19 protein-coding genes are annotated in these 21,135 nt (G+C 56.1%); 6 read left to right on the top strand and 13 right to left on the bottom strand.

The window, feature by feature from the left end; genetic code table 11:
• Positions 1-35 precede the first annotated feature (35 nt).
• The 7 genes from AT687_RS12085 to AT687_RS09605 are packed head-to-tail and all read right to left on the bottom strand — an operon-like array spanning position 36 to position 9,614.
• A complete protein-coding gene (locus tag AT687_RS12085; RefSeq protein WP_021335195.1) occupies positions 36-206 on the bottom strand; it encodes a thiazolylpeptide-type bacteriocin in 171 nt (56 codons plus the stop codon).
• Between the two features lie 38 nt (positions 207-244).
• Positions 245-1,222 carry a hypothetical protein gene (locus AT687_RS09630; protein ID WP_014319337.1) on the bottom strand — a complete coding sequence of 326 codons (978 nt, stop codon included), beginning with the start codon at positions 1,220-1,222 and terminating at the stop codon, positions 245-247.
• The gene (locus AT687_RS09625; protein ID WP_014319336.1) at positions 1,219-2,232 is read right to left on the bottom strand and encodes a lantibiotic dehydratase C-terminal domain-containing protein; all 1,014 of its coding nucleotides are present in this window, start codon (positions 2,230-2,232) and stop codon (positions 1,219-1,221) included. Before AT687_RS09625 ends, AT687_RS09630 begins: the two co-directional genes overlap by 4 nt.
• The gene (locus tag AT687_RS09620) at positions 2,232-4,832 is read right to left on the bottom strand and encodes a lantibiotic dehydratase (RefSeq protein WP_014319335.1); all 2,601 of its coding nucleotides are present in this window, start codon (positions 4,830-4,832) and stop codon (positions 2,232-2,234) included. The genes AT687_RS09625 and AT687_RS09620 overlap by 1 nt, the downstream gene beginning before the upstream one ends.
• The gene (locus AT687_RS09615; RefSeq protein ID WP_014319334.1) at positions 4,829-6,313 is read right to left on the bottom strand and encodes a nitroreductase family protein; all 1,485 of its coding nucleotides are present in this window, start codon (positions 6,311-6,313) and stop codon (positions 4,829-4,831) included. Before AT687_RS09615 ends, AT687_RS09620 begins: the two co-directional genes overlap by 4 nt.
• A gap of 35 nt (positions 6,314-6,348) precedes the next feature.
• On the bottom strand, positions 6,349-7,899 hold the full coding sequence (locus tag AT687_RS09610; protein WP_014319333.1) for a YcaO-like family protein: 1,551 nt from the start codon (positions 7,897-7,899) through the stop codon (positions 6,349-6,351).
• Positions 7,896-9,614 (bottom strand): hypothetical protein, encoded by a 1,719-nt coding sequence (locus AT687_RS09605; RefSeq protein WP_014319332.1) that lies wholly within the window; start codon positions 9,612-9,614, stop codon positions 7,896-7,898. The genes AT687_RS09610 and AT687_RS09605 overlap by 4 nt, the downstream gene beginning before the upstream one ends.
• Before the next feature lie 466 nt (positions 9,615-10,080).
• Here AT687_RS09605 and lysS point away from each other — a divergent pair, with 466 nt between their 5' ends.
• Positions 10,081-11,643: a lysine--tRNA ligase gene (gene lysS / locus AT687_RS09600; protein WP_014310809.1), complete on the top strand. Its 1,563-nt coding sequence runs from the start codon at positions 10,081-10,083 to the stop codon at positions 11,641-11,643.
• 71 nt (positions 11,644-11,714) lie between these two features.
• The gene (locus AT687_RS13410; protein WP_014319331.1) at positions 11,715-11,903 is read left to right on the top strand and encodes a hypothetical protein; all 189 of its coding nucleotides are present in this window, start codon (positions 11,715-11,717) and stop codon (positions 11,901-11,903) included.
• A 14-nt stretch (positions 11,904-11,917) separates the two neighbouring features.
• Here AT687_RS13410 and AT687_RS13160 read toward each other — a convergent pair whose 3' ends face one another.
• The 4 genes from AT687_RS13160 to AT687_RS09585 form a co-directional block, all read right to left on the bottom strand.
• Positions 11,918-12,052, bottom strand: coding sequence for a hypothetical protein (locus tag AT687_RS13160; protein WP_021335192.1), 135 nt, complete (start codon positions 12,050-12,052; stop codon positions 11,918-11,920).
• Positions 12,053-12,293: 241 nt separating this feature from the next.
• Positions 12,294-12,467, bottom strand: a complete 174-nt coding sequence (locus AT687_RS12660; RefSeq protein WP_162139730.1) for a hypothetical protein — start codon at positions 12,465-12,467, stop codon at positions 12,294-12,296.
• A 192-nt stretch (positions 12,468-12,659) separates the two neighbouring features.
• Positions 12,660-13,874, bottom strand: a complete 1,215-nt coding sequence (locus tag AT687_RS09590) for a NupC/NupG family nucleoside CNT transporter (protein WP_003852884.1) — start codon at positions 13,872-13,874, stop codon at positions 12,660-12,662.
• 3 nt (positions 13,875-13,877) lie between these two features.
• On the bottom strand, positions 13,878-14,300 hold the full coding sequence (locus AT687_RS09585) for a cytidine deaminase (RefSeq protein ID WP_014319329.1): 423 nt from the start codon (positions 14,298-14,300) through the stop codon (positions 13,878-13,880).
• Between the two features lie 209 nt (positions 14,301-14,509).
• Between AT687_RS09585 and AT687_RS09580 the strand changes: the two genes are divergently transcribed.
• Entirely contained in the window at positions 14,510-15,793 is a 1,284-nt protein-coding gene (locus AT687_RS09580; protein WP_014319328.1) for a thymidine phosphorylase, read from the top strand.
• 15 nt (positions 15,794-15,808) lie between these two features.
• On the opposite strand, the gene AT687_RS09575 is transcribed toward AT687_RS09580, so the two are convergent.
• Positions 15,809-16,603 (bottom strand): alpha/beta hydrolase, encoded by a 795-nt coding sequence (locus AT687_RS09575; protein WP_014319327.1) that lies wholly within the window; start codon positions 16,601-16,603, stop codon positions 15,809-15,811.
• Positions 16,604-16,709: 106 nt separating this feature from the next.
• Positions 16,710-17,348, bottom strand: coding sequence for a Pr6Pr family membrane protein (locus AT687_RS09570; protein WP_014319326.1), 639 nt, complete (start codon positions 17,346-17,348; stop codon positions 16,710-16,712).
• A 35-nt stretch (positions 17,349-17,383) separates the two neighbouring features.
• Between AT687_RS09570 and AT687_RS09565 the strand changes: the two genes are divergently transcribed.
• The 3 genes from AT687_RS09565 to AT687_RS12060 all read left to right on the top strand — a co-directional run bounded on the left by AT687_RS09565 (position 17,384) and on the right by AT687_RS12060 (position 21,124).
• Positions 17,384-17,839, top strand: coding sequence for a DIP1984 family protein (locus AT687_RS09565; protein WP_014303845.1), 456 nt, complete (start codon positions 17,384-17,386; stop codon positions 17,837-17,839).
• Positions 17,840-18,286: 447 nt separating this feature from the next.
• A complete protein-coding gene (locus AT687_RS09560) occupies positions 18,287-20,923 on the top strand; it encodes an ATP-dependent Clp protease ATP-binding subunit (RefSeq protein WP_014319325.1) in 2,637 nt (878 codons plus the stop codon).
• Positions 20,924-20,953: 30 nt separating this feature from the next.
• The gene (locus AT687_RS12060) at positions 20,954-21,124 is read left to right on the top strand and encodes a DUF4236 domain-containing protein (RefSeq protein ID WP_003852870.1); all 171 of its coding nucleotides are present in this window, start codon (positions 20,954-20,956) and stop codon (positions 21,122-21,124) included.
• Positions 21,125-21,135 lie beyond the last annotated feature (11 nt).

Raw genomic sequence — 21,135 nt, 5'->3', positions numbered from 1 at the left:
GCTCCGGCAGCTTCCTTAGAGAAGAAAGCTTGGAGCTAGGAGGAAGACGTGGAAATGCAGGAGGAGGAAGAGGTAGTGGACGAACACATGCTGAAGAATGCGGTGTCATCAGCATCGACGTAGTCGTTTACCTCAAGACCCTCGACCTCCATTGCGAGCAAATCTAGGTTGAGACCGGACATAGCGTCTCTGTGCATGCTTGTCATGATGGTGTGCTCCTTTCATGGGATGTTGTGCGGTTGGACTACTGATATGGACTACCAGGGAGAACTATAAAGAATAGCACTATGATTGCCCATAACATTATGTTACCCAAATAAAGTGAAATGTAAATAACAATTATGGTAACAATTTGCTGTTGAAATATCTCTGAACGCAGTTGTTTTTTCCGGGCAAAATACCATGCAAACTTTGGTAAATTATTGATTCTGGATATCGCCTCCAAAATCTTTGTTCCATCTGAATTAGGTACGGGAATAAGCGAACCGATAAACGTTATAAATAAGATTCTGGGTAGCCATGCGGCGCCGTCGGGAAGCACCCCCTCGTGGTAGAGGACCACAGCAAGGCCCGTAAAGATCAGCGTGGTCGCGGGCCCGACCGCAAGCACTGCGACTCTCCCGGCGCGGGAGGACACCGCTAATATTCCAGGTAGCTGCAGGCTGAGGAACCGGCGGGGAAAAGAAGCAACGGAAAAAGCTGTCGGTTTGATTCCTGTTAGCAGGAAAAATGCGATGCCGTGAGCGCATTCGTGGGCGATGATAGTGATGATGATGCCGGCGAGAATCGTGAAAAAACCGGTGAGGTCAGGCGCGCTATGCGTTTGGGTAAAAGCGGAGCCCGCAGACAGGAGCAGGGCCGTCGATGCCGCCGCAAGTGCCATGACTAAGGTGACAAAAGAAACGAACCACACTCCACGGGGTCGCCCCAATATACCTATGGGATGGGAAGACGCGCCGGTATCTGGGGCCGCAGTAAGCAGTCCCCGGTGTTCCATTGCACGTACGGCTTGAGCAACTTGCGGAATGGCAAGCATTCTCATGTCGACGCTATCCCCATTATCGCGTTGCCGGAAGAGATCCAGCAGCATCCAGGCCTGTGGGCCTAGCTCGCTGAGCTCACCCTGTGGATTACGCGCTACTGCGAAACTTCGTTCAGGACTGTGGATAATAGGACCCAATGCCGCGCCGGGAGCAAACCGAAGATCATGAATGCTGGTCATAATGACTCCTGATATAACGCGTGCAGTAAATAAGCTAAATAGGCCTCATCCGAGATATTGACGGACATTCTGTTGTTGGTCATATGGACATAGGAGCGCAGAAGAAAAATGGAATTTTCTTTCCACGTGTGGCCGGCCTCTGCGGCAGAATCACCAAAATCGAGCTCTCGGGAATCATATGCATCGTGGAGTTTGCGCATGAGAGAGGTCATGCGTTGAGTAAAAGTGGCATAGGGTTCGGGAAGATTTGAACCGTCTGGGGCGTGGCGCAAGGCCGCACGAAATGGCGTGGCTGCACGTGAGAGCGCCTGAGCCTCGGTGGCGATTTTGTGCTGTGCCGTGGGCGAGGTGTAGCTGGTGGGCATGGAAAAAGACGAGGTCCAACCTGCGTGATAGCTTTCCCAAAAGCGTCCTATGGCTGCGTCGGAATCCAAAACTGTATGCGCGGTGCAGATCATTCCTAGCGCAGCTGCGGCTAGTCGTGAGGTACGTGCTTCTAAAACGCCAGAGTGTAAAAGCTTCTCGACGAACAACGTCGAGGTTTGAAAAACATCTTGGCTAAGCGACATCCCTATCTGTCCGCCGTAGCGGTCATATTCACGCTCGTAGTAGCGTTCTCGGATGCAGTTATCTGGCTGTAGACGGGGCAGACCATCCTGATCGATATAGTCGGAGAACCTGGACATGGGGTACTCGTGTTCAAAGAGGCGCCGATAACCTTCGGGATTGCACAGGGACAGCTGGGGAGCGCTGGAAGGATGGGAGTCAATCCACGGTTGGATAGCCTGATGCGCTGCGCATACGACGCGCTCGCGATCTGCCGGATTGCAAAGCTCTAGCCTTAAGCGGACGTGTGCGCCCTCCAACCAGTAATTCATATGGAAAAATCGTTTTACCAGTCCTTCTGCAACGCATGTATGAGCAAAAGGCAGCAGGCAGTCGCGGAGCAAGAGAGAAGGGTCTTCTCCATAAAAAATATGAAAAGCGAGCCAGGGGTCGGTTGTACGCATTAGATACCCTCCTTCAAAGAGCGCATTCCTGTTACTATGTATTCCTGTGCTACACCGGACGCGCCGACGTGGGGAAAGAATTCCTCAATCACAAACCCGTAGTGAGCGTTGCGCAATGCGCGTATGAGGTTGGTGATCGTTCCCATGATTTGGGAGTTATAAAACTGTCCTTTACCCACAACGCCGTGGGCATCGAATGTTCGCAGAACTCCGCACTCGGGTAGGTCGTGATGTCGGGCAATGCTGCGCCACCACACCAGTGCCTCTTCTAGGAGACACGGAATATCCATAGAGGTGCTTGAGGTGGGAAAAATCCAGCTTTCTCGCGCAAGAACAACATCTCCTAGGAGTAGACGAGCCTGATGCACTATCTCTGAACTCGTGCGCGGGAAAAAGTCCAAGGAACAATGCATGGGTGGCGCTAGGAGCATGAGGACTTGCGTAGATAATGGCAGTCCCCGGTCAGTGATGTATCCCATGTATGCGGGGAGGAGCTCGGTGCCGTGGGCGTCGAAAAGCTGCAAGCGTCCGCTGGATGCGCAGTAGGCCAACTGCGTGTCTGCGAGTCGAATATCAGACGACCGTGTGGTTTCTCGAGGATGCCCTGGGATGAGGAGAGTGGTTGGGTAGGTGGCCGGATGTGCGTTGAGGTTGGAGACCACTTTTCCGGCTGTCAACTCGACAAGCGTCACCCCAGCGTCAGACGCGTAATCCGATAATTCGGACCATGCGCGTGCTGCGGAATCCGGCATCGCATGCGCGAACCGAGACCACGGGAAGCCTGGGCCGCCGAGCGTCCGGTTAATCACGACTTTGGCCTCGTCGCCTTGCTGAACGTATGCGTTTAAAGATCGAAGCGGATACCTGCGAGACTGCACAAGTGGACGATAGTTGGTGAGGAGATTCCGTATATCCACGGGACCAGCGGCGTTGTTTCTTAACTCGGTTACGTGTGCTAGGAAGCGGCGCCGCGCCCGAATCCATTCCCATGCCTTACCCAGTGGCAACGATGCAGTGGACTTCAGGTCATTTTCATCAACTGCCTCAATATCAACCTGCCGCAGCGGCGTGAGGACCTCGGAGACAAAACTATTGACCACCGCCGGAACATCGTGGCAGATTTCCCCACGGGGGAATTTTGCGGACACAAACTCCTCAAACAACGCGCGTTCTGCCTGCCGCACATCAAGCAGATCGACTAGGTCTGCGAGAGCTTCCCAGTCAAGGGCTGTGCACGAGTCCACGATGGAGGAGGGAACCGTCGATTCTTTCCCGACCCCATCCTCATACACATGGGTATGGAACGCCGGCATGCTGGGATCGACGAGCCGCCAGAGGCTATCTAGGTGGTGCGCGAGATCTAGGATCTGAGTGTGCCTGCGGTCAAAGTCGCTTATCGACGCCACCGCGTTGCATTCCTCCGTGATGCGGGAAATGAGACGCGCAGCAGATACGGCCTTGTCCGACCCACGTGCCAAGTGCGTAACTATCGGCTGTTCAGATACCGCTGTGGACGGGGATAAATCGAGAGTGGGAACAACTAAGACCGAAATTCGGATGGCATCGAGAACAATGCACTTTGTTTGTGCCTTGCTTAAACCTGTACGCGCCGAGAGCTCTGCGGCCAGCTGCTCACACGTGTATTCGTGGTTTTGGGGAGCACTTGTGGCTAAGGCCATGACCTTTCCAAATAGTCCATTGGAATCCACCACTCGGCGTTCCTCCCGGTAAACGGCCAAGTCCCGGTCGCCGACGTGCCCTAGATATTCGACAGAACACCGAGGCAGTACGCAGTGACCATGCTCTGATAACGCGTCAGGATTAACCAGAACCGGAAGTGTGGCAATAAAACCAAAGTCCTTCTTCATAGCAGAGAAAATCTGAGCCATGGCGTAGACGTTCCAACGCGCAATAGTGTGCACAGATGTTGGGGCAAGAGTCTCATCCGAGTGTAGGCTGGCGCGGGACAACTGAGACGGCGCGATTGCGCACAGGGCGGAAAACGGTACTGACCGGGTGGCGCTGCGGATCACGTACCCCAGCGCGGTGCGGTGGGTACGAGCTAGCTGCTTGGCAGACAGCTCACAATCTGTGCTCAGTTTCCGGATGGCTATTGCCGCTGGGACTGATGCAGCCAGCACTGCTGAATCGACTCCCCAGTCACGGGCGATCTTCCCGAGGCACTCGCGCTCTCTTTTCTTGGAACTCATGAGTACCTTGTGCAGCTGCTCTGAGGACAGCACGTTTTCGGCGGCAGTGATCACCGTATCTGCGGCAGCCGTTACGCCAGCAGGCAACCGCACACCAGCGGATGTAGCTTTAGCCAGCAGGGCACGAACTTTGCGCACGTCATGATGATGTGCAGCTCGCTTGAGATCGAGTAGAGCCCGACGCAACACTGTGTTTGTGCACCCCGCGACGTCCTGATGGGCCGCAGAATCAAGAGCATCAAGGGCCGCGTTTACGCGGAGTCGCTGGTCCAGATCGGCAGTAAGTAGTGCGTCGGTGGGGGCGTCGCAAAGCTGGCGTAACGCCTCATACGGCACACTGCAGCTGCGAACCAGGGCTTCATTAAGAAGTTTCCATGAAGTAGTTGTCATAGTAACGAGTTCCTCCACCGTGCATGAGGCCGATCCACACCCACAAGAATGTTGAGGATCGGGACGAGGTTATCTGCTAAACCGAGGTAGTCGCGCTGGTACTGAGCATCAAACCCCAACACAGCGCCCACAGAGACCCGTTCCTGTGCCGCTACAGTATAGACAGCGTGACAAAAGGCCCCGACCTCAGCACATGCCCACCGATAACCAGAGGCGCCGTAAGTAGTGGTTACCCGCTGCAAATCTGCGCACAGCACTAAGACGGCTGAGCTGCGCAGGGGGTCGTAGTTTTTCAGGAGATAGGTGTTGCGCAATAACTCGGGAAGCTGTGGACACGGGCGCGCAGGAGCAGACTCAGAATATGTCTCACTATCCGCTATAAGAGAATGTGCTAAGCCCGTGACGTTGACACACAGCGCGGCTGCTTGGATACCCAAGAAATAATCAGTTTCAGGAGGGGTTCCCAGGAGTGAAGCGGCCGTGGCACGCCCGCGTTGCACCATGCGAGTAAGCACACCCACGTCGATTGGAGCTCCGGAATAGCGCCCAAAAGAGCTGGACCCTCGCTTGATTATTGCTGGTGGCGGGGCGGCGATTCTTTCCGTAGAAAAAGGCGCACGCATACTCTGCATTTCTCGGAGCCGCTGTTTTTGCAAAGCCACAGTGGTAGGAAAACGTACGGGCATCGTTCCCGAGTGCGCGAGTCGAGCAGCAGTCTGGAGAACGGCTGATGGCACGCCAGCGGTAACAGTGTCTGAAGGGGAGCCGTTAGGCAGCGTGATCGTGCAATATATGGCCTCGTCGAGGGGATCACTACCAAGGAATTCGGAGAGAGCAAGCTCGTCGGGTGACCAGTCGATCGCCACCGGCCCAACAGCTGCATCCAGTTGGGAGACTAACGCCGCGACAACGATCCCCACATCCACGGAGGTCGCTTGATACGCAAAGTCACCGTACTTAAACGCTGAACGCCAAAACTCCACGGTAACCAGCAGGGTCTCACCGGCAGAACGCGAGTGTTCGCCTCGTGGGGAATCAGCCCTCAACTGCTGCCATTGGCAGGTTATGGGGTTGAATAAGTACAGGCCAGCGGGCAGGTGGCTATCTCCGGGGCTGTATCTGTAGACGTTCACTGGGTATAAGCCTCCGCCTGAGGCTGTATTCCGAGACCACTGAAAAGATTGCGCCTCAGATCGGGTCCTTGTCGGCGAGTTGCAGTCGACTTCTGCGCGCAGATGAGTTCTGATCAGAGAATCCTCCAGCGCTTGCGCAATAGCGATGTCCGTGGGGGACATGGCGTGTGTATGAAGCTGGAAACGAGGGGCGTCTGGAACAATTTTTGCGGGATAGGGTTGATGGTTCCAAAAGGGGCCTTGAACAGGGAAGACCATGCCATGTTCTTTGCGCTCCAGAATGAGCTGCGTGTATTCGGTCGCAGCGTTATCCGTTGTGGCCCAAAAATCTGCAGTATGGCGATCCATAGGACTCACCACCTTTCAGCGAAACATGAGGAACATTAAGGAAGCGGGTGCGGAACAAGATTGAGACGGGGAGGTGAGCTGGGAGGGGCTAGGCCCAAAGCGCGAAAACATGTCATCTGTTGCCTCAACCTAGGCATATGCAATGCCCTAGTCAGCTGTCCGATATATTCCAGCGGCAAGAGACCAGGGACAATAACCTTGACAGCTGAAAGCCCCACCATTTGGTGATAACTCTGGGTGAAGTCGACAACATAGCCGTAAAAGCCATGTGCTTTGAGACGCTCGACTAGCTCAACGAGAGACAAGCGAGGACACCCCGGGATGTCGGAGACACGGAGCAGCTCTTTACGGGGCAGGAGGAGGAAAGCGGCGGCGTCGATAAGCTCGGAAGCGGCAACGCTGAGGCGATGAGCTGCCCCGGAACCGTCCGCACGCACTGCGGCAGCGTCTGATAACCGTGTACTAGCAAGCAAACGCGACTGCGGATAATCCGCCATGACCTCCCGTAGAGCTTTGCGTACTGCGACATAGGGATCGGGTGCGGCAGCTGCCCCAACACAGAGGAAAGTGCGCTCAGTATCCATGCATACCGCAATAACAGCAGGAACTCCTACACTCAGCGGGCAGTAAAACGCGCGGATAACCAGCCCTTGCCTGCGAAGGTGCCGCAGCATTGCCTGGTAAGTGCGATCATTGATCGAGTCAACATTGATCTCTGGGACGGTCATAGAACCATGCCATACGGACAGGACAGCGTCACGTTCAATGACCTCTACTAACCCAGACATCACCGCGTCCTCCCATGTGCGCCCCACCGCGGCGCCGCTGGAGGAATCGAAGCAAAAACGAGCTTGTGCGTCAGACCAGAAAAACGCCATATCCGTGGGGACTGCCCATGCGGTTTCATCTCCCAGGCGAATAGCGCGTGTCCAATTGCGGCAGTGATCGTAAGAACGGTTCCACCGTTCGTTGTCCACCCCAAAATCAGTGGCAGGGACGTGGGGAATATGCGTATCGACGCCTCCCGCTCCCTCATTCCCACATGCGGATGCGCGCTCGACGGCCTCACAAAGAGCCAGCTTTCGGCTCTCAGCAATGGTCGGCGCCTGACCACTCCAATGGAATGCTGGTCGAGACCCCACTGTAGGCATGGTTCCACGGGAAACCACCATTCCAGGACGGCGAATCTCCGTGATCGGCCCCGTCCCACACGGTGCTAACACAGGCCCTGTGAGATCGGAAACCTCTGCGTTAGCAGCACAATCGTGGTGCTCAGTACAGCACGGGCTTGGCGGAATAAATACCGTAGAACTGGAGAGGCACTGCGCATCAGTAGCTGCTAGCCTCCAACCTCCCAAGGGGCGCTCGACGTAGTGCACACGCTCAGACAGCCAACGTCTGATGAAGCCGGGTACTCTAGCAGCCTTAACCCAGTCCGCAGCCTCTTCCGTGCGATCCACCCATGCGTTAAGGCAGACCCTGCACACCTTGGAGGGGACTGCTATCCACTGCTCATGACGCGGAGGCAGGGCGTGCGCTGGGAAACTGCGCGCCGGGCAGTACAGGTAGGCGACGCGCGTAGTCATGAGACAAGAGGCCGATGAACGGCCGAGTCGACGGTAGGCGGGGAAGCAGGTATCCACGTGCGTGGGCGCAACGCCACGGCAGTGAGCCCGGCGGCAGAGAGACGGGGATCTGTTAAAAGCTCAGTCACCGGTTCCTCTGCAAGGCAGCGCATGCTGGATTCTCTTAAGTCTAACGCCGGAAGTGCATGCGACCAGCTGTCGTGCGGCGGACAGTGCTTGTCCGCATGCAGTTGTGCAAGCGCGAGGTGGCCGTAGGCGGCTGATACCGCGGCTTGTTCTGCCGTGTCTCCTGCCGCCACGACGCTAAGAATCGGATTGTCACATTGAACAACGACTACTGAATGGCCCCACAGAGGCGTGAGCTCTAAGAACGTAGACGTGGCTGCGCCATAGAGTTCCTGAGCATCTCGTACGCAAGATGTGGGCTCAGAGCCTGCATGAAACGGAACAACCTCCGAGATGCCCTGCGTTGCAGAGTGAAAAGACCAATAAGCGGCTGCACGCGGGAGAGCGCGTTCCATGGCTTCTTCCTGGGAACTTCCCACGGCAGCCGGTGTGGGAAGCCCAGTGGGCTGCATTAAAGGGGCGTCCAGTATAGTCCGTGCTGACTGTTGGGAGAGAAGGACGCGGGTAGTGGCTTTCTCAACTGCGCGTTCACGTGCAGCCTCCAGAGTGTCTAGCGCCCAACCGGTGACAACCCAACGCCGTTGATCGGGGCTGGTCACGGGCACTTGCGATAGCCGCAAGGGCATCTGAGTTATATCGTCGTCAAGGAAGCGCGGCGTGAAGCCCAGAAGCGGATCAACCAGAGAAAACAGGGGAGAATCGCCATTATCGTGCTGCTGCTGTCCTAGCTGGTGTTGGGTCACCTCACCGGTGGAAAGGTCGATGCGAACTAGCGCTTGCGTGAGCGTTGCTGGCATGACACCAGAGACAATCTTGAAAGCCTCAAAGGACGCGACGATTCCAGCCATGCGGATGAGAGCTTCTGGAACCTCAGCGGTTTCTGTCTCATTGGATAAAGACTCCAACACATGCGTCGCAGCCACTGCCTCGGCCGCGACATCTGATGCGATGACCAATCCATTGCCAATTCTGTGGACGGTGATGGTGGCGGCGTCGCTGAGTTCGCGCCAGCTCAGAGAGAGCAGGGGGCGGAGGTGCGACGTATCCGGAGAAAGCGCTGCACAACGCACTGTTGCACAGCCGTTTTCTTCCAAACTTGCTTTGATTAGATGAGCGCTTTCCGGGTGGTTGCAGCAGATAGTAAAAGGCGTGCGGCTAATCTTTTCTAGAACAGCAATGGGAGTGGGCGTGTAGTTTGCGAGGAGCCTCAAGATCCCGTCCAAGGGGCCGCCCCACTGGTATGCGGCAACAGAAGGGTTTTCCGGGGTCAGCCGTGTGAGCATCCCATGCCGGTATAACTCGGATTCGAATAGCTTGATGGTCTGAGCACCGGCAGGGCCCAGGTGTTGGAGAGCATCTGCGAAGAGTACGTTGCCTTCAAAAAGGGGTGTTGCGGCACGGAAAGCTTTGTATGCGCCGGGGCCGTCGATAGAAAATCGACGAAAGTCATCGTGAAACTCTACGCCCGTGGGTGTCTCCGAGAACATCACATTACTGTGCAGGAACGGTTTCCATCCCTGAGCTGCTGTGGAATTCTCAGTCTCTGGCAAGCCGGCGGGACGTCGGGAATTCTGTACGATACGGGTCATACGATCACCATTCCTTTGGGGAGCAATCTCGCACAAACCTTCAACTCATCGTCGGATTTCTAGAGCACAAAGGGCTTTTCGACGGGAACGAGCGTGCCGATAAGCGGGGTGGTGGCTCGGGGATGATCCGAAGAAGAATCAAAAATTTATTGGCAAAAGTTTACCGCAAAATATGGCTTAGGATCGGAAAGGTTATTAAAAAGATAGATATTTATCAGAAACTGCTGGTGATGGGCGGAGGAGCTTGAGTGCGCTAGCGGGCGATTCGTCCCGCAGCATAAAAGGTTCACAACATCAAGAGCCCGCAGTCTATTCGGAGAGCTTCTGTGGATAGCTTGCGACTAGAAGCAGAGTTGTCCACAGAAAGACAGTCTGCACGGTGAGAGGGATATTCGTGTGGGGGAAAGGTGTGCAAGATGTGGGGACTATTGGTGGGTGGCCAGGAAGTGCACTACCCTGATGTAGCGTGAGTAACGCTAAAAACACCCAAGACGTACCTGAGCAGCTCCGCATTCGTCGCGAGAAGCGCCAGAAGCTTATCGACGCCGGCGTGGAGCCGTATCCAGTTATCGTTGACCGCACCCACTCGATCACCGAGCTGCGCGAGAAGTTTGCAGCTGTGCCAGAGGGTGAAAAGGGCGACAAGCCAGGCGTTACCTACCTCGAACCAGGCGAGGATTCCGGCGTAGAGGTTGCCATCACCGGCCGCGCCCTGTTTATCCGCAACACCGGCAAGCTGTGCTTCGCTGCTCTTCAAGAGGGCAACGGCGAATATATGCAGGCCATGTTGTCTTTGGCTGAGGTTGGCGAGGAGTCACTTGCTTCGTGGAAGGCCGATGTTGACCTAGGCGACATCGTCTCTATCCGCGGCACCGTTGTCGCCTCCAAGCGTGGCGAGCTTTCTGTGATGGTCAACTCGTGGCACATGGCGTCGAAATCGCTACGCCCACTGCCTGTGGCCTTCGCTGACATGAGCGAGGACATGCGTATCCGCCACCGTTACACCGACTTGATTATGCGTGAGCAGGCTCGTACCAATGCCATGACTCGTATTAAGGTCATGCGCGCTTTGCGTCACTACTTGGAGGGCCAGGACTTCATGGAGGTTGAAACCCCCATGCTGCAGACCCTGCATGGTGGCGCAGCGGCACGCCCGTTTATTACGCACTCCAACGCCCTTGATATCGACCTCTACCTGCGTATCGCGCCAGAGCTTTACCTCAAGCGCTGCGTGGTTGGTGGTATCGAGCGTGTCTTCGAGGTTAACCGCAACTTCCGCAACGAGGGCGTGGACTCCTCGCACTCCCCAGAGTTCGCCATGCTGGAAACCTACCAGGCATGGGGTACCTACGATGACGGCGCAAAGATGATCCAAGAGCTCATCCAGTCCGTCGCAATGGAAGTCTTTGGCTCCACCACCGTCACGCTTGTCGACGGCACCGAGTACGACCTCGGCGGCGAATGGAAGACCATCGAGATGTACCCATCGCTCAACGAGGCGTTGGCACGCAAGTTCCCAGGCCAGCCAGAGGTCACCATCGACTCCACCGTGGACGAACTCAAAGCAATTGCTGCCGTTATCGGCTTGGACGTTCCAGCCAAGGGCGGTTGGGGCCACGGCAAGCTGGTCGAAGAGATCTGGGAGCACCTGTGCGAAGACCAGCTCTACGGCCCAATCTTTGTGCGTGACTTCCCAGTAGAAACCTCGCCGCTGACTCGCCAGCACCGCTCCAAACCAGGTGTTACCGAGAAGTGGGACCTCTACGTGCGCGGTTTCGAGCTAGCAACCGGCTACTCCGAGCTTGTCGACCCCGTCATCCAGCGCGAGCGATTCGAAGATCAGGCTCGTCTTGCCGCCGGTGGCGACGATGAGGCCATGGTCTTGGATGAGGACTTCCTCGCAGCTATGGAACAGGGCATGCCACCAACGGCAGGCTGCGGTATGGGCATTGACCGCCTCCTGATGGCCCTGACCGGTCTTGGCATCCGCGAGACGGTACTGTTCCCAATCGTGAAGCCTGAGCGCTAAAAGGCACTAAAGGGGCTCTTCCGGTTTTCGAGTGTATTGATTAGTTCGCCGGGGTTCGGGCGTGGCTCTGTGTGGAGCGGGACGTTTTTCACAACCATGGCTTGGCTGGGATTGGCTGGTGTTGGTGGGCGTTGGTGGGCGCGCTACCCCCGCTCACCCCCGAAAAGACGGCACTTCACACCAAATCTGCTCAAACGGCCGGTTTGGAAGCGATTTGGTGTGAAGCTCTGAGAAAAATGCTTCGAAATACCCCCGTTTAGTGGCTCTTCCGGTTTTAGAGTGCATTGATTGTGTGTCGGATGTAGGCGAGGATGTTCTTGCGCCGCTTGTTCATGGTCCTGCCCAGCTGCGCGATCTCAGCGACCCTAGCGTCTTTCATACCAGCAAGCGTGTCAATGAGTGTGCTCATGGCTTTCTTGGCTGCTTGCTTGTTGGTAGTAGTTCCAGGTCTGTTGTAATGGCGCGTAGTCGTCGTTGAAGTCAAACAGTTTTTCAAGCCGCCCGCGGGGCTTGTCACCGGCTAGGTGTACAACGTGGAACGGGGTCTATGACTTGGGTAGCGTTGAAAATGACGTCGCCGGTGGCGGTGGTATAGCCTTGGAAGCCGTTCATGTTGGTGATGGTGATCTGATTATGGAACTTCGCTGTGATTATTTAGTCATGTTCGCAAACGTGTTAGTGTTTCTTTCTGGGGTAACGTCAAGAAGCTGGGCGGGGCGGATGATGTGGTCGCGCAATACTCTAGGCTGCCCGCACGTGGGGCATTCATTGATGGACTCGACGGGCTCGGCTTCAATAACGATGACATTTCCGTTGGGCTGCACGGTAGGTGCTTGGTTTTGGGGTGGTTGGTTTAGATACCTTTATTCCTGTAAAGCTAAGGACCCTAGTATCTTGTGCCACGCCTGAACCCTCGGCGAGCTAATCAATGCACTCTAAAACCGGAAGAGCCCGCTAGAAAACACTAAAGGGCGGTTCTCCTTGAGATCAAGGAGAACCGCCCTTTAACTATGTTTTTAGAAAGCTACAACACCGACGATGGCAGCGTTGAGCATGTTGGTGCAAAAGCCTGCGAACAGTGCCTTCATACCTAGGGATGCAACCTCAGAACGACGCTCTGGGCACAGTGCGCCGAAGGAGCCGATCTGGATAGCAATGGAGGAGAGGTTAGCAAAGCCAGCCAATGCGAAGGATGCCAGCATGATGGACTTATCGCTGAGGGTATCCACGTGCTCAGAGAAGGCCGTGTAGCCGACGAATTCGTTGAGGATGGTCTTTTGGCCGATGAAGTTACCCACAAGGCCTGCTTCTTCCCAAGGAACACCGATCGCCCAGGCAAGTGGGGAGAAGATCACGCCGAACAGGCCTTCCAGCGACCAGTTGTCTTGGCCGAACCACGAGCCCACGCCACCGATGATGGCAGAGAGCATGGCGATCATGGCGATAAAGGCGATGAGCAAGCAAGCAACGGCGACGGCAATGCGACCACCGGACATGGCGCCTGCGCCGATGGCGTCGATAACGTTCTTGGAGGACTCGTCGCGAGTATTGCGCACATTCGCATCCACCTTGGATGCTTCAGTTTCTGGCATGAGCGCCTTAGCAACCATCAGTGAGGCTGGTGCGTTCATAACCGATGCGGCAATCAGGTAGGGCAGCGGTGCACCCAACAGCGAATAACCAACCAGCGTAGAACCTGCAACGGATGCGAAACCGCCGGTCATGCAGGCAAACAGCTCGCTTCGGGTCAGCTGTGGGATCCAGGGGCGAATCACCAGCGGGGCCTCGGACTGGCCGAGGAAGATCACGGTAGAAGCCCATACGGACTCCACCTTGGAGGTGCCCAAGATCTTGTTCAGTGCGGTACCGATGATCTCCACGAAGAACTGCAGAATACGCAGGTAGTAAAGGGCACCGATGATGGCACCGAGGAAGATAATCACCGGCAGCACGTTGAGGGCGAACACGAAGCCGGAGTCCTCGCCAAACAGGCCGCCGAAGACGAAGGATGTGCCCTCGTTGGTGAAGTTAATCAGCTTTTCCACAACGCCAGAAACGGCCTTGAGCGCGTGGAAGCCGGTTTCCCATTTAAGAACGAGGAGGGCAAAGCCGACTTGGAGGGCAAAGCCAACGCCCAAGGTGCGCCAGTTGATCTGGCGTTTAGCGTTGGAGAGGCTAATAAGTAGGGCGAAGATGGCAATAATGCCAATGATGCCTTGTAAGCGATCCATGATTTATGCGTCCTTGAGAGCTTCAGGGCCGAAAGAATAGGGGAGGAGTTCGGCGAAAGGAAGAGAAGTAGGGTTGCCGGATTCGTCTTCGACGATCACGGTTTCGCAGTGGAATTCCCGCAGTACCTGGCGGCAGGAGCCGCATGGCCAGCATGGGGATGCTTTAAGGCCGACGACGGCGACTGCGGCGATGTGGCGTTCGTCGGCACGCATGGTGGCGGCGATCATCGTGGTAATGGCATTGCGTTCGGCACAGATGGTGTCGCCGTAGGCGGCGTTTTCCACATTGCAGCCGGTGAAGATCTCGCCTGCGGTGGTCAGTACGGTTGCGCCTACGGGAAAGTTGCTATAAGGGGCGTATGCGTGGTGCGCCGCCTCGCGTGCCGCCGCGATGAGTTCTGCGGGGCTAGGAGAATCTGTGTTCATTAGGATGTCCTTGGAAAGGGCTTTTTGTTCTCCCAACCCAAGCGGGGGAACAAATGATATTTAAACCGTTGACAATTGTTCTTCTGGTGATGATAATCAGTCACAAAGGCAATCGCAAGAGACATGTGCAACGCACAAACCTGAATGTGCGACATATCACTTCGACTGTTGTTTAACGGAGCATCCCCCTAACCAAAAGGAGCACTGACATGGCCGAACAATTCGACGCCGTGGACATCATTCGGACCAAGCGCGATGGTGGCGAACTGACCACCGAACAAATCAACTGGGTGATCGACGCCTACACCCGCGGAGCCATCGGCGACGAGCAAATGGCAGCACTCAACATGGCCATCTTCATCCGCGACATGAACCGCCGCGAGATCGTCGACTGGACCAAAGCCATGATCAACTCCGGCCAGACCATGGACTTCAGTGCCCTTGGCAAAAAGACCACCGACAAGCACTCCACCGGTGGCGTGGGCGACAAACTCTCCCTGCCGCTCGGCCCACTCGTGGCAAGCTATGGCCTCGCAGTGCCTATGCTCTCCGGCCGCGGACTCGGCCACACCGGCGGCACCCTAGACAAGCTCGAAGCAATCCCAGGCTTCGAGGTAGACATCAACAACGACCGCATGATGAACATCCTAAAAGATGCCGGCGTTGTTATCGCCTCCGCAGGATCCGGACTTGCACCCGCAGATAAGAAGATCTACGCGCTACGTGACATCACCTCCACCGTCGACTGCGTCCCACTGATCGCAAGCTCCATCATGAGCAAGAAAATCGCCGCCGGTGCCGACTCCCTCATCTTGGACGTCAAGGTCGGAAGCGGTGCCTTTATGAAAGACCTCGACCACGCCCGCGAACTCGCCCGCACCATGGTCGACCTCGGTAACGACGCAGGCGTTCACACCCGTGCGCTGCTCACCGACATGTCCACACCACTGGGCAAGAAGATCGGTAACTCCCTCGAAATCGAGGAAACCGTCGAGGTTCTCGCCGGCGGCGGCCCAGAAGACGTGGTCAAGCTCACCTGCGAACTGGCACGCAACATGCTCGAAATGGCCGGAATCCACGACGCAGACGTTGAAGAACGCCTCAAGGACGGACGCGCCATGGACGTGTGGAAGCGCATGGTCCGCGCACAAGGCGGCGACCCAGAAGCCCCAATGGCACGCGCAGAGCACACCCACGAAGTTGTCGCCGACCGCGACGGCTACCTCATGGAACTCGACGCCCTCGCGCTCGGCGTTGGCAGCTGGCGCCTCGGTGCCGGACGCGCACGCAAAGAAGACCCGGTACAGCTCACCGCCGGCATCGAAATCCACGCCGATCTAGGCCAAAAAGTTGTCAAGGGACAAAAACTGCTCACCCTGCACACCGAAACCCCAGACAAGTTCGACCGTGCCCTCGAATCTATCACCCCAGGCATTGTGATCGGTGACGAACAACCAGCCGAACGCCAGATCATCCTCGACCGAATCGTCTAAATAACGCCTCGTCGATTACGCACCACAGTGGGCGTGCAGCCACTCACACAGTTCTGCACGCAGCTGTGGTGCTTCTGGTTCATTAAAAATCTCATGAAAAGCGCCGTCTACAGGGCGCATCGTGCCGCCAGCACTCGCGGCAAAATTAAGAGAGCCCTCAATATCGGCTAACCGATCAGCGCTGCCGTGCATAACGAGCAACGGCACCGAACGATCCCATTGAGAAGCCTGCGCCAGCGCTTTCTGGCCAGCAAGTGCCATCGACGCACCAGTGAGCAGCGGAACTCGGCCTGTGTAATTACGGGGATCATTGGCATAAGCGGCAACAACCTCAGGGGCGCGCGAAATAGCATCTTGTGGCAGCGCCAACACCTTCAATCGTGGCGCTATACGTGCACTACAGCGCAGCATTCGCGTGACAACGCGGGGAGTCTTAGGAAACGGTGAAAACGCCGGCCCTGACAACGCAACGGCGGAAACATTCGAGGAATCCTCTAACACAGAAAGCGCGGTAATAAGCCCGCCCATTGAATGCCCAAAAAGACACATCGTTTCTGTTCTTAAGCGACGATCCTGCTCGGCACGGTGGCGCAAGGCCACATGAAAATCCACGAGCTTATCGACGTCCACACACGCCCGTGGTCCCGGTGCGTAGCCGTGCCCAGGCAAATCAAACGTAACTACATCGAAGTTGTAATTCAGAAGGCTTCGAACAAGCGCCGAATAGCGACCCTGATGCTCCGCGTATCCGTGAGTGATCAACACCGTCGATACGGGAGTCGTAGAAGTGTGATGCCAATACATCGTCATGAACAAATAGTATGGCACACAATATGTGCAGGGTAAGAGTAGAAAATGTGCCACAGCAAGCGGCGTTTCTTGGCGGGTGGTGACCGCGAACTTTGTGTTCTATCTGCTAGCTCATCACTGCTGCGGCTGCCGCATATTTTGTGCCACGTTTGATGAGTCGGATGATGCGTTCGATAAGCGCAAGGATGCTGCAGAGGATAAAGAAGCCGAGGTACACGCCGATGGCATTGCGCAGTGCGGTGGCAAGGCCCAGGTTGGTCACGTCGATAAAGAAGTATGGGTACCAGGCGGTTTGTGCGCCGCGGGTAAAGGTGAGGATCGACCATATGACGGGGATTCCTAGGGCCATGATGATGGTGCGGACCTTAAAGATGGGGCGTCGATAAGCGTTGAGGAGCCAGAAGGCAAAGACGGCGATCGGCATGACGGTGTGTTGAACGGGGCTGGTGAACTGCCATAAGCCGTGGAGTTCTTTGCTAAGGAGGGTGTTGTACACAATGCCGGTGATGGTGAGCATGGCGACGGCGTCGACGGCGAACCAGCGTGGGACGCGGCCGGCGCGGAGTAAATAAATGGTGCCAATGATGTTGGACCAGATGGTAAAGAACGAGAACTCCGCTATGAGTGCTTTGCTGGGAGTGTCAAAGGCAGGGAAATCTGCGAAGGGCTCCGTGGCGGTTTGAACCGCGGCCAAAATGATCGAGATGAGGCCGAGGAAGCCCAGCAGACGTGCGACAATTTTCATTGCCAAAACTATACTCGCGGTAGTAGTCTGGGCAAATGTACCTAGCAGAAGCCTTGGCCCAACGCGTGGAAGCCCAGCGCCGCTACAGTGAGCTCAACCAGCTCTTACTTGACGTAGCAAAGGTGCAAGAAGGCGACCAGCCTGCCGAAAATCCGCATGAAATCCTCACGGAATTAGAAGAACTCACAACGCGCATTAACGACCTCGTCCGCCGCATTAACCGAACCAATTCCGTCACGGAGTTCTCCGAGGGCATGACGCTTGCCGACGCCCTCTCGGTGCGGGATGCCTTATTAAAAAAGCGCACGCTGTACAGCGATTTAGCAGACCACCTGACAAGCCGACAGGATCGCTATTCTCGTTCGGAAATCAAATATGTGGCCACGATGGATGCCCGTGAGATCCGCAAGAAGGCCGATCTGGCAGCAAAGGAATATCGTCAACTCGACGTAGACATTCAACGGCTTAACTGGCAAACGGAACTACAGTAGCGTTTAACGTATTAAATGTCGGTAACCGTGAATCATTCCGGCCGAACGTGAAAGGCCAGCCATGCGGCCTAGAAGGCATGGACTCTTATAACAGCTGGCAGGAGTTGGTGGGCTTCTTGGGGTTCAACTCCCCAAAGAACAGTGTATCCACCAGTACGGTGTACAAACTCGGTACAGCATTATAGAGAACACATTATTACCGCACGTTGGGGAAAGATTATTACGGTGAGGGTGGGTTTGGGGACATTAACAATGGCGAAGTGTAGGCGTGAAGTGACGTGTTCGCTGCTGGCGTACAGGGGAGTAATAGTGTCTGTGACCTGCGTAAATAATGCTTGATGTTCGAATTTTTACAGGGGTGGGCCAGAAAATGGGAAATCAATGTCACGCATGGGCGTTACAGTGGGTGCAACTACTTAACAAAAGCCAACTTTGAAGGGTGTGAACATGTTCGAGCGGTTTACCGATCGTGCACGTCGCGTTATCGTTCTGGCACAGGAAGAAGCGCGCGGCCTCAATCACAATTACATCGGCACCGAGCACATCCTGCTCGGACTTATTCACGAGGGCGAGGGCGTGGCCGCTAAGGCGCTCGAGTCCATGGGCATCTCCCTTGAAGCAGTACGCCAAGAGGTAGAAGAAATCATCGGCCACGGCTCCGAGCCACCAGCCGGCCACATTCCTTTTACTCCACGTGCCAAGAAGGTACTTGAGCTCTCCTTGCGTGAGGGTCTGCAGATGGGACATAAGTACATCGGTACTGAGTTCCTGCTGCTCGGCCTTATCCGTGAGGGCGATGGCGTAGCCGCACAAGTTTTGGTCAAGCTCGGCGCTGACCTGCCCCGTGTACGTCAGCAGGTTATTCAGCTTCTTTCCGGCTACGAGGGTGGCGAAAGCCCAGAAAACAATAACGACGGCGAGGCTGTGGGTGCTGGTACTGGCGCTGGCCGTGCTGGCCGCGGTGGTGGCGCAGGCGAGCGCTCCAACTCCTTGGTTTTGGACCAGTTTGGTCGCAACCTCACCCAGGCTGCTAAGGAAGGCAAGCTGGATCCTGTGGTGGGTCGTGAGCAGGAAATTGAGCGCATCATGCAGGTGCTCTCACGTCGTACCAAGAACAACCCAGTTCTTATCGGTGAGCCAGGTGTTGGTAAGACCGCTGTTGTAGAAGGCCTAGCTCTAGACATCGTTAATGGCAAGGTGCCAGAAACGCTGAAAGACAAGCAGGTTTACTCTCTTGACCTCGGCTCCTTGGTGGCAGGTTCGCGCTACCGTGGTGACTTCGAAGAGCGTCTGAAGAAGGTTCTCAAGGAGATCAATCAGCGTGGCGACATCATCTTGTTTATCGATGAGATCCACACCCTCGTCGGTGCCGGTGCCGCAGAAGGCGCTATCGACGCTGCCAGCTTGCTCAAACCAAAACTGGCTCGTGGTGAGCTACAGACCATCGGTGCTACCACTTTGGACGAGTACCGCAAGCACATCGAAAAGGACGCCGCACTTGAGCGTCGTTTCCAGCCAGTGCAGGTTCCAGAGCCTTCCGTCGATATGACCATCGAGATCCTCAAGGGTCTACGCGACCGCTACGAGGCACACCACCGCGTCTCCATCACCGATGGGGCCCTCGCAGCAGCAGCACAGCTGTCCGATCGCTACATCAACGATCGCTTCTTGCCAGATAAGGCCGTTGACCTTATCGACGAAGCCGGCGCACGCATGCGTATCAAGCGCATGACCGCACCGGAATCCATCCGCAAGGTTGACGATCAGATCGCGGAAGTCCGTCGCGAGAAGGAAGCCGCAATCGATGCCCAAGACTTTGAAAAGGCCGCAGGCCTGCGCGACACCGAGCGCAAGTTAGGCGAAGAGCGTGCTGAGAAAGAAAAGCAGTGGCGCTCCGGCAACCTAGAAGACATCGCAGAAGTCGGCGAAGAGCAAATCGCTGAGGTGCTGGGCAATTGGACTGGCATCCCAGTGTTCAAGCTGACCGAGGAAGAGTCCTCCCGTCTGCTCCACATGGAAGACGAGTTGCACAAGCGCATCATCGGCCAAGACGATGCCGTCAAGAGTGTTTCTCGCGCCATCCGCCGCACCCGCGCTGGCCTCAAGGACCCACGCCGTCCTTCCGGCTCCTTCATCTTCGCCGGCCCATCTGGTGTGGGTAAGACCGAGCTATCCAAGTCGCTGGCCAACTTCCTGTTCGGCGACGACGACGCCCTAATCCAGATCGACATGGGCGAGTTCCACGACCGCTTCACCGCATCCCGTCTGTTCGGTGCCCCTCCAGGATATGTGGGCTACGACGAGGGCGGTCAGCTCACCGAGAAGGTCCGCCGCAAGCCATTCTCCGTGGTGCTTTTCGACGAAATCGAAAAGGCCCACAAGGAGATCTACAACACCTTGCTGCAGGTCCTCGAAGAAGGTCGCCTCACCGACGGACAAGGCCGCGTTGTGGACTTCAAGAACACCGTGCTGATCTTCACCTCCAACCTGGGTACCCAAGACATCTCTAAGGCTGTGGGCATGGGCTTTAGCTCTGTCGGCGAGCACGATGCCGATGGCCAGTACGACCGCATGAAGCAGAAGGTCAACGACGAGCTGAAGAAGCACTTCCGCCCTGAGTTCCTCAACCGTATCGACGAGATCGTGGTCTTCCACCAGCTCACCCAAGAACAGATCGTCGAAATGGTGGACCTGCTCATCGGACGCGTATCCAAGGCACTTGCTCAAAAAGACATGGGCATCGAGCTCACCGAAAAGGCCAAGAACCTGCTGGCAAAGCGTGGATTCGATCCAGTACTGGGTGCACGACCATTGCGTCGCACCATCCAGCGCGAGATCGAAGACGTACTCTCCGAGAAGATCCTCTTCGGTGAGGTCGGCGCTGGTGAGATCGTCACCGTGGATGTTGAAGGCTGGGACGGCGAATCCAAGGAAACCGACAAGGCTTCCTTCACCTTCACCCCACGCGTGAAGCCGCTGCCAGACGAGTTCGAAGAGGCAACCCCATCTGAGGAAGCTCAAGAAGCAGTGATTAACGCTGCTGAGACTGAGGTTCCAGAAGAAGAAGCCAACATCGAAAACTAATAGCGGCACTATTTCACCCGAGGGAGCACCATGGGAATCCAATATCGCAAGCGCAAAAAGCTGGGCAAAAACAGTTGGCTCAACCTGTCCGGCTCCGGTGCTTCCGCATCCACCAAGATCGGCCCCGTGACCATCAACAGTCGCGGAGGCGTATGGGTGAAACTACCCGGCGGCCTAACTTTTAGGGGTCGCTGGAAGTAATCGCAGCACCG

Origin of the sequence: Corynebacterium diphtheriae, assembly GCF_001457455.1 — a bacterium.
GTDB classification, from domain to species: Bacteria; Actinomycetota; Actinomycetes; order Mycobacteriales; family Mycobacteriaceae; genus Corynebacterium; species Corynebacterium diphtheriae.
This window is presented reverse-complemented; position numbering and strand designations above follow the sequence as displayed.

What these genes read in the sequence shown, in the direction of transcription:
- AT687_RS09630 (WP_014319337.1), bottom strand. Translation starts at nt 1,222, where the DNA reads ATGACCAGCATTCATGATCTTCGGTTTGCTCCCGGCGCGGCATTGGGT.
- AT687_RS09620 (WP_014319335.1), bottom strand. Translation starts at nt 4,832, where the DNA reads ATGACAACTACTTCATGGAAACTTCTTAATGAAGCCCTGGTTCGCAGC.
- AT687_RS09590 (WP_003852884.1), bottom strand. Translation starts at nt 13,874, where the DNA reads ATGGATCGCTTACAAGGCATCATTGGCATTATTGCCATCTTCGCCCTA.
- AT687_RS09580 (WP_014319328.1), top strand. Translation starts at nt 14,510, where the DNA reads ATGGCCGAACAATTCGACGCCGTGGACATCATTCGGACCAAGCGCGAT.
- AT687_RS09560 (WP_014319325.1), top strand. Translation starts at nt 18,287, where the DNA reads ATGTTCGAGCGGTTTACCGATCGTGCACGTCGCGTTATCGTTCTGGCA.
- AT687_RS09615 (WP_014319334.1), bottom strand. Translation starts at nt 6,313, where the DNA reads ATGGATCGCCATACTGCAGATTTTTGGGCCACAACGGATAACGCTGCG.
- AT687_RS09605 (WP_014319332.1), bottom strand. Translation starts at nt 9,614, where the DNA reads ATGACCCGTATCGTACAGAATTCCCGACGTCCCGCCGGCTTGCCAGAG.
- AT687_RS12060 (WP_003852870.1), top strand. Translation starts at nt 20,954, where the DNA reads ATGGGAATCCAATATCGCAAGCGCAAAAAGCTGGGCAAAAACAGTTGG.
- AT687_RS12085 (WP_021335195.1), bottom strand. Translation starts at nt 206, where the DNA reads ATGACAAGCATGCACAGAGACGCTATGTCCGGTCTCAACCTAGATTTG.
- AT687_RS13160 (WP_021335192.1), bottom strand. Translation starts at nt 12,052, where the DNA reads ATGAGCACACTCATTGACACGCTTGCTGGTATGAAAGACGCTAGGGTC.
- AT687_RS09575 (WP_014319327.1), bottom strand. Translation starts at nt 16,603, where the DNA reads ATGACGATGTATTGGCATCACACTTCTACGACTCCCGTATCGACGGTG.
- AT687_RS09565 (WP_014303845.1), top strand. Translation starts at nt 17,384, where the DNA reads ATGTACCTAGCAGAAGCCTTGGCCCAACGCGTGGAAGCCCAGCGCCGC.
- AT687_RS09585 (WP_014319329.1), bottom strand. Translation starts at nt 14,300, where the DNA reads ATGAACACAGATTCTCCTAGCCCCGCAGAACTCATCGCGGCGGCACGC.
- AT687_RS09570 (WP_014319326.1), bottom strand. Translation starts at nt 17,348, where the DNA reads ATGAAAATTGTCGCACGTCTGCTGGGCTTCCTCGGCCTCATCTCGATC.
- AT687_RS09625 (WP_014319336.1), bottom strand. Translation starts at nt 2,232, where the DNA reads ATGCGTACAACCGACCCCTGGCTCGCTTTTCATATTTTTTATGGAGAA.
- AT687_RS09610 (WP_014319333.1), bottom strand. Translation starts at nt 7,899, where the DNA reads ATGACTACGCGCGTCGCCTACCTGTACTGCCCGGCGCGCAGTTTCCCA.